Source organism: Photobacterium indicum (genome assembly GCF_003026215.1).
GTDB classification, from domain to species: Bacteria; Pseudomonadota; Gammaproteobacteria; order Enterobacterales; family Vibrionaceae; genus Photobacterium; species Photobacterium indicum.
Map to the genome: position 1 here is coordinate 253,857 of NZ_PYOC01000004.1, position 15,030 is coordinate 268,886.

Here is a 15,030-nt window from a genome sequence, read left to right on the forward strand (position 1 = left end):
AATTTATAAACCTAGCGCCCAACGTATAAATTCTTTGCGGCGTTTTTTATTAGCATCTTGGTATAAATCTTTCATCAACTGATCCGCTTGAGCTGGCGTTAATTGGTTAATATCAACCGTTGAGACAGATTGAGAAGAGGCTGTTATTACAGCTGGTTGTGGCAAAGTTTGTATTTCACTCGGTGCTATTTGAGCCGCTAAAATATCATTATAGTTAGCCATTAATGGTGAACCTGATACCACCACCTTTTCACTATCAAAACTAACAGACTTGCCAGCTGTATCGGTTAATTCAAAACTAGGGTTCTTAGCAAAACGTTTTACGTCTTGCTGGGTATCAACACGAGGAGCCAATAATTCAACCACCTCACCATCATTGGCTGAAAAACGAATTAAAATCGGTTGCGATGACACATACCCCATCGATTGCCCCGTCGAGTGCGGATTAGTAGGACTATCAAAACGTACCAACACCAGCTGATCCCCTTCTGGTAGTGCTACTGTTTTTGTCGCTTTTTTAATTTCCAGATGCTGAGCCGCAAGAATTTCAAAATTGCCAGGCATTTTCAAGGTTACTTCTGCCATGGCAACTTGTGAAGTCAATACCAAAGGTAACGCAAATGCTAACAGTGTTTTTTTCATCATGCTTTCTCTCTGAAAATAGATATTTTATAAATAGTAAAGCCAGCGTATCACCGCTGGCTTTGTATCACACGTTAACAGCTCAATTAGAACTCGTAACGTAGACCTAAGTGGTAGAAGTCTTCTGATGCATTACCAGAAAAGCCTTTAGATTGACCATCGTCACCATCACGGAATACATAGCTCGTGAAGATAGAAGAACGATCTGTTAGCTTATATTGTGCTTCAAACGTTGTATCTTTCAGCTCAAGGTTGTCGCCATCTTTGTTATCAAGAGAGCGGTAACCAGCACGTAGTACCCAATCGGCATTTAAGTCGTAAACGGCTGTTAGCTCATAAACTTCATCCGTACTTTTAACTGATGAACCATCACGCTTAACTTCATCTTCAGAGTACATTGCGCCTAACATTAGATCGCCAACGTAGTAACGTGTACCTGCGCCCCAGAACGTGTACTTATCGCCATCGTTACCTTTATTGTACTGATATGCCACGACAGGTGCTAACTTGCCCGCATTACCTAGGTCAAACGTATAACGAAGCGCTGTGTTATAAGCCGCATCTAGATCTGAAGAGCCATTACCTAAGATATAAGCAACAGAAATATCAAGCGCATCAAAGCTGTTTTGGTACTGTAATGTACCATCTTGACGGAATACCTGTGTTGCCGTTGAATCAACTTGATCTACCTGACGAGCAATTGCCACATCAGATGCAGCGAAAACATCGGCAATATCGGTTAGCATGATCAGACCAGAAGCCACACGACCACCAGTAATTTTACCGTACTCAGACGCATCAATACCTGCCCACACGTAACGTGCAGTTAGATCACTTGAGTCAGGATTTAAGCTATTAGCATATTCAGCAGCACCCACTTGGTATTCAGCCCAACCAATTACCGATACTTTATCGTTAACCGTTTGAGATCCACCAAGACCAAAACGACCATCAAAATTACCTTGAGTATCTTCTGAACCTTTATCAGAAATGTTAAAACCTAAACGGCCGTAAACATCAACATTTGAACCGTCTTCACCTTGGTAAACGGTTGCGGCTTGTGCTGCGCCAGCCACTAACATGGCAGGTAAAAGAACTGCTAATACTGTCTTTTTCATTGTTTGAAATCCTAATATTGTTATTTTTTTCATCCCGACTTTGATTATGTGGATTCGGCGGTCACACAGACAAAGTCATGCAGCTCTTTTCTTCCTTGAAAGATCACTGAAACTCAATAGCAACAGCGACATATCTTCTACTACATAGAGGACAATACAAATTATTTAATGGAAAAAAACATGAGCAAAAAATGACTTCACATGCATTTATCGTTCAAGTTAAGGTGCAAGATAACCGAGAATGCTGAATAAAAGCTGAATGAAAGGATTCTTATTTCACGCTGTAAAATAATAGTTTTCAACTGTGATTCAGCTCTATTTTTTCATCGCGAATTATGTGATGTATATCCTTTAATCTCTTAAGTAACGAGCGTATAGAAGGCAAATAAGGAAGTATTCAGTGGGTAGTTACTTTCGAGGTTTGGTATTACAATGAGCACTGAATTTAATCGTGCGGTTTCCATCATGTCTTATCAATGCCCTTTGTGTCACTCAGCTTTAGTCAACCATACTCAATACTGGCGCTGCGAGAATAATCATCAGTTTGATCTAGCTAAAGAAGGCTATGTGAATTTAATGCCCGTTCAGCATAAAAGTTCAAAGAACCCTGGTGATAACCAAGAAATGATGCAAGCACGACGTTTGTTTTTAAATACCAACCACTACCACCCACTGCGCGAGGCTGTGATCAAGCATCTTGATGAGCAATTGCCAGAGAACGCGCAACAATTATTAGATATTGGTTGTGGCGAGGGGTATTACACGTCTGAATTTACCCAATTACAGGCTAAACACCCTGAATTAAGCGTACATGGGTTAGATATATCTAAAGTAGCTGTTCGCTATGCCGCCAAACGCTATAAAAACTGCCACTTCTGTGTCGCATCGAGCCACCGCTTACCTTATTCCGATGCATACCTTGACGGTATAGTCCGTATTTACGCACCTTGTAAAGATGAAGAGCTACAACGCGCAGTTAAAAAAAACGGTATTTTAGTGACTGTTTCGCCTGCTGCGCGTCACCTATACCAGTTAAAAGAGTTAATTTACAACGGTGTACACTTGCACGATATGGAACCAGAAGTCATAGAAGGTTTCGATTTAATCGCCGATCAGCAATTACATTACGACATGACGCTAAACGGTGAAGAAGCAACAGCCTTAATGCAAATGACACCTTTCGCATGGAAAACATCAGATGCTGTATGGGAACAACTAAAAACGGCGGTTGATTTACGCTGTGAAGCCGACTTTTCAATCCGCGTTTATCGTCGCCAATAACAACTCTCTTCTTTTCCTTTAACTCCCAAGTATTGATTATCAATTGCATTTGATAATCAATCTCATCTCCATTACTATCACACACCGTCTACAGTTATATCTATTGCATGAGGCTTGATCACATCATGAATAAAATAGGTATTCATACTGTGTATTTCGACTTTGGCATGCACATCTTCGCATGTACGATATTTTTTAAGGTGTGATATTCAAATGAAAAAGTGGTTCTCTCTTGGGCTAACCGGCATGCTTATGGGCTGTGCAACGCAATCTGAATTACCAGCAAATACAACAGCGACACAACCTTTGCCCCCCACAATGTATGATTACACAATTACATCTCCACAAGGGGCAACGCTTAGCCTATCAAAACTGGCCTCAGCGATTAGCGATGCCGATATTGTTCTTGTGGGCGAATGGCATGGGCATCCAGGGGCGCACTTAATGCAAGCCCAACTGTTTGCTGAACTTTATCGCCAAAACCCTAATATGGCTTTATCGATGGAACAATTTACCCGCGATAAACAGCCTTTAGTTGATCAATATTTAGCGGGAGAGATTGGCGAACAAACACTCATAAAAGAAGGGAATGCTTGGCCTAACTATATCAGTGACTACCGTCCTTTAGTTGAATTAGCAAAACAAAATGGTTTGGATGTGATTGCCGCGAATGCGCCTAAGCCTATTGTTCGCTGTATTGGTAGAGAAGGCGCTGATTATCTTGATCGCCTACCGAGTAACGAACGTAAGTGGGTAGCTCATGATTTAACGTTAACAGCCGATGCTTACCAAGCGAAATTCAAAGCATCAATGCACCACGGTGATGAAGCAAAAACACAACGCCAGTTTGCTGCACAAACCGCTTGGGATGACACCATGGCAGAAAGTATGGTGGATTATTTAGCGAAACATCCTGGTAAGCAAATAATCCATGTTGCAGGGCGCTTCCATATTGCTGAAGGCTTAGGTACAGCATCACGCATTAAGGCACGTAACCCAGAACTTAATGTCGTTATGGTGACTCCTGTCACTGAGCAATCGAATATCGCTGAGGATGCACCTGATTATAGAGTCAATGTGATGCCACTGCCCAAAGGTTATGTCAGTAAAGATAAAATGATGGCTGCAATGAAAAGCATTTCAGGCAGAAATAAAGAATTGAAGTGTTATACCAAATAAAACGAATAGCCAGAAAAGAGTAGTCCCCCATCGGCGGCCAGCAGGTGGAGGACTTAGGAGAGATACAGCTATATATCCCTTTTACTGGTTCAGTATCCTGCATCGACCTTTCCTGAAACTGAATAGGCTTTGATTTTTTTAGCGCGAAAAATAAATCAGTTAAGAGCAATATTATCAAAAATTCCAATTAAGAATAATCAACCAAATTGATACCTAAACTACAGCACTTAAACGCTGCTCACCCTGCAGAATTCAAACCAATCCACCGCTATTTTATCAATGAACCACATATTAGATAGATATAATGTTTCAAGATTGTTAAAAATTAGATGTTCTTTCTTTTCGCTTTGCGCTAAAACATTATCCTATGAGATCACAGTTCGAACTAGAGACTGCTCTCTAAATGGATAAAATAATAAAGCAAGGAGCTTGCAATGAAGGGTAAAAAACTACTTATCGCGGCCGGTATAGCGGCATCATTCGCACTATCATCCGTATCTGCCTTCGCGGATGTTGCCAAAGTCGCAGTATCACAAATCGTTGAACACCCCGCTCTTGATGCTGCACGCCAAGGTTTACTGGATGGTTTAAAAGAAAAAGGATACGTCGAAGGTGAAAACCTTGAATTCACTTATCAGACAGCACAGGGGAATCCTGCCATTGCCGTTCAAATAGCCAAACAATTTGTCGGTGAACAACCAGATGTTCTCGTCGGTATTGCAACACCAACCGCACAAGCCCTTGCCGCTTCTACTCGTTCTATTCCCGTTGTGTTTACTGCTGTTACTGATCCTATTGGCGCAAAGCTTGTTAAAAACATGGATAAACCCAACGGTAATGTAACTGGCCTTTCTGACTTATCACCCGTTGCTCAGCATGTTGAGCTAATGCAAGAAATAATTCCAAATCTAAAAAGTATCGGGGTGGTCTTTAACCCTGGCGAATCCAATGCTGTTGCGTTAGTAGAATTACTCCGCGAAGCCGCAAAAGCAAAAGGCATTGAAGTAGTAGAAGGTACGGCGCTTAAAAGTGCAGATGTTCAGTCAGCAGCGCAAATTATTGCATCAAAAGTTGATGTTATTTACGCCCCGACAGATAACACGGTTGCCAGCGCAATTGATGGACTAGTGAACGCTGCAAACCAAGCAAACAAACCGATTATTGGTGCATCCACTACCTATATTGAAAATGGTGCACTTGCTGCATTAGGCTTTGATTATTACCAAGTTGGTATTCAAACAGCAGACTATGTTGATGCGCTACTAAAAGGAACCAAAGTTGCTGATTTGCCAGTTAATGTAGCTAAGGGTTCAGATTTAGCCTTAAATCAAAAAGCGGCCGAGAAATTAGGGATTACCTTCCCAGCAGCAGTATTAGCGCGTGCAACCTCAATCGAAAAATAAGTTTCAAATGGCAAGAGGTAAGAGCCATAACTCTTGCCTCTTTCATATAATACCCTTCTGGATAAGTTGATGGTCAGATGCTTATCTAGATTAGTATAAGACAAGGAGTGTTATAGATGTCTTTCTTTGCCTTCATCGGTACGCTAGAAATTGGATTAGTGTATGGATTGGTTGCACTTGGTGTATACCTGACTTTTCGCGTTTTAGATTTTCCCGATTTAACCGTCGATGGTAGTTTCCCTATGGGTGCTGCGGTCGCTGCTACCGCAATCGTAGCTGGCATTAACCCATGGTTCGCCACATTACTAGCAATTTTTGCTGGTGGTGCTTGTGGTTTAGTTACTGGATTTTTAGCCATTCGCTGCAATATTTTACATTTATTGGCCAGTATTCTGACTATGATTGCCGCTTTCTCTATCAATATCCGCATTATGGGTCGCCCTAATCTTGCTCTTTTAGGGGAAGAGACTATTTTGACCCCGTTCGAAAATTTTGCGATGGATTACGGCCTTGACTCTAATTTAATTCGCTTATTGGTTGTTGCTCTGCTTGTGGTCTTTAGTGCTTGGTTCATCATTCGTTTGTTAGCCAGTGATTTTGGCTTAGGTCTACGTGCAACGGGCGTGAATAGCCGCATGGTAAATGCACAAGGCGGCAACACTGCGTTATATACCTACCTTGGTCTTGCGCTTTCAAATGGATTTGTCGGCTTTTCTGGCGCTCTTTTCGCTCAAACAAACAGCTTTGCAGATGTCACTTCGGGGGTCGGAACCATTGTGGTCGGCCTTGCCGCGGTTATCTTGGGGCAAACCCTTATCCCAGGTAGAAAAATATGGGTTGCCGTCGTCGCAGTTATTGTCGGCTCAGTGCTGTATCGCCTTGCAGTCGCTTTTGCATTAAGTTCAGGTATGTTTGGGCTTAAAGCTTCCGATCTTAATTTGATCACTGCTGTTCTTGTTGCGGTTGCCTTAATTGCACCTCGAATGAAAAACAGCTTTAATCGCAAAAAGAAACGCGTAACTGCCACTAAAAAACTCGCCTAGGAGGTAAAGCTAAAGATGATTGAATTAAATGATATTCGCGTTACCTTCAACGAAGGCACAATTTTAGAAAACCAAGCACTTCGTGGCATTAATTTAGTGGTGCCTGAAAAGCAATTTGTCACTGTGATTGGCTCAAATGGTGCAGGTAAATCGACATTATTGGGCGCAGTCAGTGGCGAAACCCCGATGAGCGATGGGCAGGTATTAATTGATAATATTGATGTGACGGACAAATCTGTACATCAACGTGCGCAATATGCTGCACGTGTATTTCAAGATCCCTTAGCGGGCACTTGTGCCTCTTTAACAATTGAAGAGAATATGGCGTTAGCCTATAAACGTGGCAGCCAACGTAGTTGGAAAATGGCTTTATCTTCAAACCGCCGAAAACTCTTTCAAGAACGTATCAGTATTCTGGGCTTAGGTTTAGAAGATCGTTTAGGTGATAGCATTGGCTTACTTTCAGGCGGTCAGCGCCAAGCCGTGAGCTTAGTCATGGCTACATTAGCTGATAGCAAGCTGCTGTTACTCGATGAGCACACTGCGGCATTAGACCCTAGAATGGCCGCTTTTGTACTCGCCCTGACAACAAAAGTGGTAACAGAGTTCGATCTCACCGTAATGATGGTAACGCACTCAATGAAAGATGCCCTTGCGCACGGTGATCGGACAATCATGCTTCACCAAGGTGAAATCGTTTTAGACGTTAAAGGTCAAGAACGAGAAAGCATGGACGTGAAACAGCTACTTGAAATGTTCAGCAAAGTGCGGGGCGAAGAATTAGCGGATGATAGCCTTCTACTTAACTAACTAATTGTAAGTTATAAACATAGCCCTGTGTGACTACAGGGTTATCTCTCCCCTCTTAGTCTTCATGTTTAATATCATGCCTCTCTCAAATATTCATTGTTCCCTCCTCTTCTTGTTGTGTCCTTAAGTCATCCACAGAATATAGATTAACGATGAAAAATGAAGGGATTACCCGCTATTTCAGTACTTGTGAAAACCTAGAATTAATTGAAATACCACTTCACCGTCGCTACTGCTGTAGAATTGAAGTAAAATATGCCTAGCGCTCTATCTTTTCTGAGCCCTTATTTAGATTTAGGAAAACAATGAAAAAAACATTTGCTTTAACTCACCCAAAAAAAGCTGTGCCAAGAGTCGTTGAATCAGTTAAACATGAAGTGAAAAAGTACATCAAAAGAGAGCGCAATAAGCAGCTTCCTGCTGGTGTCGATTTTTGGGATTTTGATTGTAAGTTTGGTCACACCGAACAAGAAGCAAAAGTAATCCACCTTAAAGAAATCAACAAGTGCATCGATGAAGCTGAGAAATTAGAACTGACTTCATTCTATCTTGAGATTTTAGCTAAAGATGGTATTCGTGCTAAAAAGCCACTAGACGGCTTATTTGAAGACGAATAAACATTTCGCTGTTGAAGGTAGCAACACTGACTGGGACTTTACGATAGTTTGATATATTCACTATTGTCTAGCGGATAACAGAAGGTGATTGACCTAAACCAAAAAAGCCCTTACTCAGGGCTTTTTTACTTTCTGGTATTAGGTCGCATTCGCGAAATCCACGAAACCGCACCTCTCGCTAAAACCACCGTTCCAACGATGTTTTATCCAGTTGCTTAAATGCACGATTTAATACTTCTGCCAATTCAAGGTATCGTGGCTGTTTTTTCAACGGCTGCATTGCATACCCTTCACTGGTGATCTTTTCATAAATCTCACGATACCAAATGGCTAATGAAGGTGGCAACGTCGTTCGACTCCGCTTACCCAACCACCACAAACCTTGCAAAGGCATGGTCAATGCAAATAATGCCACCGTCATAGCTTGTGGTAACGCGCTATAGTTATTGAATGCCATTTGGCTTAAAACACTCATCACTGCAACTGCAGGCATAACACGCGTCGCGAATTTTGTCGCTTTAATGTAGCGCTGTTCTGGGAATATGGCTGCTAGCTCTTTGCGCATAGGCCATGTTGCCATGTATTGCTGACCATTTTGGAAGTGTTGCCACACTGTTCGTTGAGTCATAAAACACCAGCCATCAAAAAAAATAACAATAATTAAAATAAAATAGTAATAAACTTGATTCAAATTAAATTTTTCTAAAATCTTTTTGTTATATTGGGTAACAATCAGCTATCCTAAGCACGCTTTAAGATAATTGTTGCCTGTAATTACCATTTAGGCAACCTAAAGCAGCCATCAAGGATGACCCAGGATTGTGGGTTACTCAATTCTCGCCCTACGGATAGTGCGCAATTTTAACCCCGTTTGGATGACTGTATCAAAAGTCGTCTACGCTATGGGTACTTTTTTTATTCTCACGAATATCAACTTTCAGACAGATTATAGGTAGTCACTCTCATGTCTAAGCTGGTTCTAGTTCTTAACTGCGGTAGTTCATCTCTTAAATTCGCTATTGTTGACGCTGTTTCAGGTGAAGAGCACCTAACAGGTCTTGCAGAATGTCTGCACCTTCCAGAAGCGCGTATCAAGTGGAAACTTGATGGCAAGCACGAAGCTCAACTTGGCGACGGTGCTGCTCACGAAGAAGCGCTAGCATTTATGGTAGAAAGCATCATTGCTTCTAAGCCAGAACTTGCCGCTAACCTAGCAGCTATCGGTCACCGTGTAGTTCACGGTGGTGAGAAGTTCACTCAATCTGTTCTTATCGACGAAACAGTAGTTAAGGGTATCGAAGATTGTTCTGCACTAGCACCTCTTCACAACCCTGCTCACATCATCGGTATTAAAGCGGCACAGAAAGCATTCCCAGCACTTAAAAACGTTGCTGTATTCGATACTGCTTTCCACCAGACTATGCCTGAAGAAGCGTACCTATACGCACTTCCGTACAACCTATACACAGACCACGCTATCCGTCGTTACGGCATGCACGGTACTTCTCACCTGTTCATTACGCGTGTAACAGCTGAACTACTAGAGAAGCCAGAAGATGAACTAAACATCATCAACTGTCACCTAGGTAACGGTGCTTCTGTTTGTGCAATCAAGAACGGTAAATCTGTAGACACATCTATGGGTCTTACTCCGCTTGAAGGTCTAGTAATGGGTACGCGTTGTGGTGATATCGATCCTGCGATCATTTTCCACCTACACGATACACTTGGTTACTCTGTTGAAAAAATCAACAACATGCTAACTAAAGAGTCTGGCCTTCAAGGTCTAACTCAAGTGACTTCTGACTGTCGTTTCGTTGAAGACAACTACGGCAAGAAAGAAGAAGCAACACGTGCAATGGACGTATTCTGTCACCGTCTAGCTAAGTACATTGCTGGTTACACTGCAACACTAGAAGGTCGTCTAGACGCAATCACTTTCACTGGCGGCATCGGTGAAAACTCTGCTCCTATCCGCGAAATGGTTCTTAACCGTCTTGCTATCCTAGGTGTTGAAGTTGATGGCGAAGCAAACCTTAAAGCACGCTTCGGTAAAGAAGGTGTTATCACGACTGCAAACAGCCGTGTACCTGCAATGGTAGTTTCTACTAACGAAGAACTAGTTATCGCAGAAGATACAGCGCGTCTAGCTGCTATCTAATCTAACGATTATTATAACGGCTGGCCTAGGCTGGCCGTTTTTTCATGTGTAATACAATTGTTTGTTGTGGCGTTGCTCCATAATTGTTCTAATTTGCAGATCGACCTGTCTTTAGAATCGTTATCGAACAGCGCTGTATTATTCAATAGTTTGAGGAATTCATAGTGTCCCGTACTATTATGCTTATCCCAGTTGGCGCTGGTGTTGGTCTAACAAGCGTAAGCCTTGGTGTTTTACGTGCAATGGAACGCAAAGGCGTTCGTGTTTCTTTCTTTAAGCCTATCGCACAACCACGTAGTGGTGGTGAGCAGCCTGATCTGACTACAACGATCATCCGTGCTAACAACGATATGGAAATTGCAGAACCATTTACAATGGCACGTGCCGAAGAACTTCTTCGTAACGACCAAAGTGATGTACTGCTAGAAGACATCGTCGCACGTTTCAAAGAATCAACAGCGCAATCTGAAGTAGCATTAATCGAAGGTCTTGTACCGACTCGTAAACATCCATTTGCGAATCAGATTAACTATGAAATTGCTAAAACGCTGGGTGCGGAAATCGTATTCGTTATTGCGCACGGTACTGATAACCCTGCACAACTAAAAGAGCGTATCGAAGTAGCATGTTCTAACTTCGGCGGCATTAAAAACAAGCAGATCTCAGGCGTTATTGTTAACAAGCTAAACGCACCTGTAGATGCTGAAGGCCGTACTCGCCCAGATCTATCTGAAATCTTTGACGATATAGACGGTACAACTATTCCGCTAAACGTTGAAGTAATGCAAGTATTCAACTCTAGCCCTATTCGTGTACTTGGTTGTGCACCATGGAGCTCAGAGCTAATTGCAACACGTTCAACAGATATTGCAGCGCACCTTAACGCTCAAATCATCAACGAAGGTGATATTGCGACTCGTCGTATCAAGAGTGTTACTTTCTGTGCACGCTCTATTCCGAACATGGTTGAGCACTTCCGTCCTGGTTCACTACTAGTGACTTCTGCAGACCGTCCTGACGTTATCGTTGCGGCATGTCTTGCAGCAATGAACGGCGTTGAAATCGGTGCACTTCTTCTTACTGGCGGCTATGAACTACCTAAACCAGTAATGGATCTTTGTGAGCGCGCATTCGCAACAGGCTTACCTGTGATGACTGCACTGGGTAACACTTGGCAGACATCTCTGAATCTTCAGAGCTTCAGCCTTGAAGTACCAGCAGACGATAAAGAACGTGTAGAATTTGTTAATGAATACATGGCTAGCCACATCGATGGTCAGTGGATTGAATCATTAACTGAAGGTTCGGCTAAAGAGCGTCGTCTAAGCCCACCAGCATTCCGTTATGAATTAACAGAGCTAGCGCGCAAAGCCGCTAAGCGTGTTGTTCTTCCTGAAGGTGACGAACCTCGTACCGTTAAAGCTGCAGCTATCTGTGCTGAACGCGGTATTGCTGAGTGTGTTCTTCTTGGTAACCCAGAAGAAATCAAGCGTGTTGCTGAACAGCAAGGCGTTACACTAGGTGCTGGTGTTACAATCATCGATTCTGAAGCGGTACGTGAAAACTACGTTAAACGTCTTGTTGAACTTCGCGGTGCGAAGGGCATGACAGATGTAGTTGCACGTGAAAAGCTGAAAGATTCTGTTTTCCTAGGCACAATGATGCTAGAAAACAATGAAGTTGATGGTCTTGTTTCTGGTGCGGTACACACGACAGCTAACACTATCGTTCCTCCGTTCCAAATCATCAAAACAGCACCAGATGCCTCTATCGTATCTTCAGTATTCTTCATGCTTCTGCCTGATCAAGTACTAGTATACGGTGACTGTGCAATCAACCCAGATCCAAATGCTGAACAACTTGCTGAAATCGCAATTCAATCTGCTGATTCTGCAAAAGCATTCGGTATCGAACCTCGCGTTGCAATGATCTCATACTCTACCGGTACATCTGGTAAGGGTGCTGATGTTGATAAAGTACGTGAAGCGACACGCATTGCTCAAGAGAAACGTCCTGATCTAATCATCGACGGTCCTCTACAATACGATGCTGCAATCATGGAAAATGTAGCCGCTTCTAAAGCGCCTAATTCTCCTGTAGCGGGTAAAGCAACAGTATTCGTATTCCCAGACCTAAACACTGGTAACACGACGTACAAAGCGGTACAGCGTTCAGCTGACCTAGTTTCTATCGGTCCTATGCTTCAGGGCATGCGTAAGCCGGTGAACGACCTTTCTCGTGGCGCACTTGTAGACGATATCGTATACACAGTTGCACTGACTGCGATTCAGGCAAAACAATCTGAAGACGCTAAGTAATTACTGATTAGCTAAACAAGTAATATCGAACGCTCCTGCAGCAATGCAGGGGCGTTTTTTTTGCTTTTAACTTGGAAAAACAGATACTAAAAAAGGCCATAATGACATGACCGTCATTATGGCCTTTTAAAATGCTATTTATGGCTAAGTTCGCTCTATTCTAAGCGCCCTCAGTAAACAACGATATTATTCTGGATGAACCATTCTAACCAGCAAGGATGATCAAAAACCTGCCTAGGTTGATATTACTCACTACGTAAGTAAATGAGCCAGTAACCCATCCCGACAAACACACCACCACCGATAATGTTACCGAGAGTCACTGGAATAAGATTATTAATAATAAAATTACTCATGGTTAAATCAGCAAAATCAGCTGGATTCATACCACTCAGTTGCCAAAACTCAGGCGATGCCAATGTCTTAATACCAATCGCCATCGGTACTTGAAACATATTAGCTATACAGTGCTCAAAACCTGAAGATACAAACATTGCAACAGGTAAAATCATAACCAAAATTTTATCGGTTAGGGTGCGGCCACTGAAGGTCATCCAAACGGCAGCACAGACTAATACGTTACACATAATGCCAAGTGCAACGGCCTGAAAGAAGCCATGATGCAATTTATGCTGAGCAATCTGCATGGTATTAATGCCTACCGCGCCATTAGCCGACATGTACTGCTTAGCCACTAGCATGATACCCACCAGTAACAATGCACCGATCAAGTTACCGATATAAACAACGCCCCAGTTCATACATAAGCTTTTCCAGCTAATTTTTCCACTCGCGCGAGCCACTAACGTCAAGACAGAGCTCGTAAAAAGTTCACCACCAGTGATCACAACTAAAATAAGCCCGAGGCTAAATGCAAGTCCACCGATGAACTTGCTCATTCCCCATGCCATATCCCCAGAGCCCGTCGTCACCGTGGTATAGAAAATAAACGCAATCCCAATATGCAGTCCTGCAGTAATAGCCAACAGAAAAGACTTCATTGGGTCTTTAGTTGCCTTACCTACTCCGACTTCTGCAGCTTTTTCCGCCATCTGCGGCGGTAAAAGGGAATCAAATTGACCCTGATTCATAAACACTCACCTGATACATATTGAAATACAAAAAATTGACAGCGGATACTGAACCCAACAAGGGTTAATTTCAAGCCTTAAACACCATAAATCATCGAAAAAAACGCAATCTTTGTTCGCATATTCCGAGGTGAATGATTATATTCAGGCAACCCCTTAACCCTTAAAATATGTATGGAATTGTAAACAAAGGAATTATTTACATTGCATAGGTGTGTTATGTCGTATGGGACGGTGTAGATGTGCCCCTTGTAATTCAAAAAGGCCTCTCTTAACCAAACACTGCTTAGCAGTATTAGCCTTTGTAATTGCTTTCAAGTTACTTATCGGCTTCAACCCTTTCGTATCATTCTTGTAAAGAGGTCAACATGAATAAAGCAAAAATAGATATTTACTACTGTCGTCAGTGTAACTGGATGTTACGCGCAACATGGATGTCTCAAGAATTACTACATACATTCAGCGAAGAAATTGAAACCATCAGTTTGCACCCAGACACAGGCGGGCGCTTCGAGGTGCACTGTAATGAGCAGCTGATTTGGGAGCGTAAAGCGGACGGTGGGTTTCCTGATGCCAAGCAGCTAAAACAACGCGTACGGGATGTTATCGATCCTGAGCGGGATTTAGGTCATGCCGATCGTTAACCACCTTGTAGTTGGTATTAAATACAAACTAAAAAACGCACCACTCATTCAAATAGCCATGAAAGTGAATGCGCTTTTTTTGTCTTACTGCTTATTTTAAAACTGACTTTTTACGCCGAAATATCTATAGATGAATTTAGTTCAGTGCTACAGAAAGGAGCACATCACCATCAAATGTGATGACTTTTAGCATGTTATCTTCAAACACACCGAAGCTTGCCTGATGATCGCCACGAGGCATGGTGACAGATCCGGGGTTAAACAATACAAGGTCCCCTTTGTGTTCAGCCACGGGGATATGTGTATGACCCGATACAATCACATCACCTACTTTTAAGCGTGGGTGCTTATCGGCATTATATAAGTGACCATGGGTCAAAAATAAACGTCGACCGTTAGGCAAAAGCACTAAGTTGTAGTCCGCTAACATAGGGAAATCAAGCAGCATCTGATCGACTTCACTGTCGCAGTTACCACGCACGGCAACAATACAGTCACCAAACTGATTCAATAAATCAGCGACTTTAGTCGGCGCATAACCCGCAGGAACAGTATTTCTTGGGCCAGGATTCAAGACATCGCCTAATAATATTAAGTGCTGAGCTCCGCTTTGCTCAAATGCAGCAATCGCTTTTTTCGCGCTGTCGTAGCAGCCATGTATATCGGAGGCAAAAAATAATTTCATAAGGCAAAGTCACACGTTGTAAAACAGGAACAGTATAT

The 15,030-nt window shown here is 42.5% G+C and carries 14 protein-coding genes; 9 read left to right on the forward strand and 5 right to left on the reverse strand.

Annotation, left to right across the window (positions count from 1 at the left end; genetic code table 11):
• Nucleotides 1-3: 3 nt before the first annotated feature.
• On the reverse strand, nucleotides 4-645 hold the full coding sequence (locus tag C9J47_RS13920; RefSeq protein ID WP_245903469.1) for a DUF2057 domain-containing protein: 642 nt from the start codon (nucleotides 643-645) through the stop codon (nucleotides 4-6).
• 83 nt (nucleotides 646-728) lie between these two features.
• Entirely contained in the window at nucleotides 729-1,760 is a 1,032-nt protein-coding gene (locus C9J47_RS13925; RefSeq protein ID WP_107254071.1) for a porin, read from the reverse strand.
• Nucleotides 1,761-2,225: 465 nt separating this feature from the next.
• Between C9J47_RS13925 and rlmA the strand changes: the two genes are divergently transcribed.
• From rlmA to C9J47_RS13955, 6 genes are all read left to right on the forward strand, one after another.
• Nucleotides 2,226-3,041: a 23S rRNA (guanine(745)-N(1))-methyltransferase gene (gene rlmA / locus C9J47_RS13930; RefSeq protein WP_107254173.1), complete on the forward strand. Its 816-nt coding sequence runs from the start codon at nucleotides 2,226-2,228 to the stop codon at nucleotides 3,039-3,041.
• A gap of 213 nt (nucleotides 3,042-3,254) precedes the next feature.
• Complete coding sequence (locus C9J47_RS13935; protein WP_107254072.1) at nucleotides 3,255-4,220, forward strand: ChaN family lipoprotein; 966 nt, start codon at nucleotides 3,255-3,257, stop codon at nucleotides 4,218-4,220.
• Nucleotides 4,221-4,654: 434 nt separating this feature from the next.
• Nucleotides 4,655-5,623, forward strand: a complete 969-nt coding sequence (locus C9J47_RS13940) for an ABC transporter substrate-binding protein (RefSeq protein ID WP_107254073.1) — start codon at nucleotides 4,655-4,657, stop codon at nucleotides 5,621-5,623.
• A 116-nt stretch (nucleotides 5,624-5,739) separates the two neighbouring features.
• Nucleotides 5,740-6,666 (forward strand): ABC transporter permease, encoded by a 927-nt coding sequence (locus C9J47_RS13945; protein WP_107254074.1) that lies wholly within the window; start codon nucleotides 5,740-5,742, stop codon nucleotides 6,664-6,666.
• A 15-nt stretch (nucleotides 6,667-6,681) separates the two neighbouring features.
• Nucleotides 6,682-7,476: an ABC transporter ATP-binding protein gene (locus tag C9J47_RS13950; protein WP_107254075.1), complete on the forward strand. Its 795-nt coding sequence runs from the start codon at nucleotides 6,682-6,684 to the stop codon at nucleotides 7,474-7,476.
• Nucleotides 7,477-7,781: 305 nt separating this feature from the next.
• Complete coding sequence (locus C9J47_RS13955; RefSeq protein WP_107254076.1) at nucleotides 7,782-8,093, forward strand: DUF6172 family protein; 312 nt, start codon at nucleotides 7,782-7,784, stop codon at nucleotides 8,091-8,093.
• Between the two features lie 178 nt (nucleotides 8,094-8,271).
• On the opposite strand, the gene yfbV is transcribed toward C9J47_RS13955, so the two are convergent.
• Nucleotides 8,272-8,721 (reverse strand): terminus macrodomain insulation protein YfbV, encoded by a 450-nt coding sequence (gene yfbV, locus C9J47_RS13960; RefSeq protein ID WP_107254174.1) that lies wholly within the window; start codon nucleotides 8,719-8,721, stop codon nucleotides 8,272-8,274.
• Nucleotides 8,722-9,057: 336 nt separating this feature from the next.
• Between yfbV and C9J47_RS13965 the strand changes: the two genes are divergently transcribed.
• Nucleotides 9,058-10,254 (forward strand): acetate kinase, encoded by a 1,197-nt coding sequence (locus C9J47_RS13965; protein ID WP_107254077.1) that lies wholly within the window; start codon nucleotides 9,058-9,060, stop codon nucleotides 10,252-10,254.
• A 179-nt stretch (nucleotides 10,255-10,433) separates the two neighbouring features.
• A complete protein-coding gene (pta, locus tag C9J47_RS13970) occupies nucleotides 10,434-12,572 on the forward strand; it encodes a phosphate acetyltransferase (RefSeq protein WP_107254078.1) in 2,139 nt (712 codons plus the stop codon).
• A gap of 245 nt (nucleotides 12,573-12,817) precedes the next feature.
• On the opposite strand, the gene focA is transcribed toward pta, so the two are convergent.
• Nucleotides 12,818-13,663 carry a formate transporter FocA gene (gene focA / locus C9J47_RS13975; protein WP_011219452.1) on the reverse strand — a complete coding sequence of 282 codons (846 nt, stop codon included), beginning with the start codon at nucleotides 13,661-13,663 and terminating at the stop codon, nucleotides 12,818-12,820.
• A gap of 368 nt (nucleotides 13,664-14,031) precedes the next feature.
• Here focA and C9J47_RS13980 point away from each other — a divergent pair, with 368 nt between their 5' ends.
• Nucleotides 14,032-14,307, forward strand: a complete 276-nt coding sequence (locus C9J47_RS13980; protein WP_107254079.1) for an Rdx family protein — start codon at nucleotides 14,032-14,034, stop codon at nucleotides 14,305-14,307.
• Nucleotides 14,308-14,443: 136 nt separating this feature from the next.
• Here C9J47_RS13980 and yfcE read toward each other — a convergent pair whose 3' ends face one another.
• Nucleotides 14,444-14,992 carry a phosphodiesterase gene (gene yfcE / locus C9J47_RS13985; RefSeq protein WP_107254080.1) on the reverse strand — a complete coding sequence of 183 codons (549 nt, stop codon included), beginning with the start codon at nucleotides 14,990-14,992 and terminating at the stop codon, nucleotides 14,444-14,446.
• Nucleotides 14,993-15,030 lie beyond the last annotated feature (38 nt).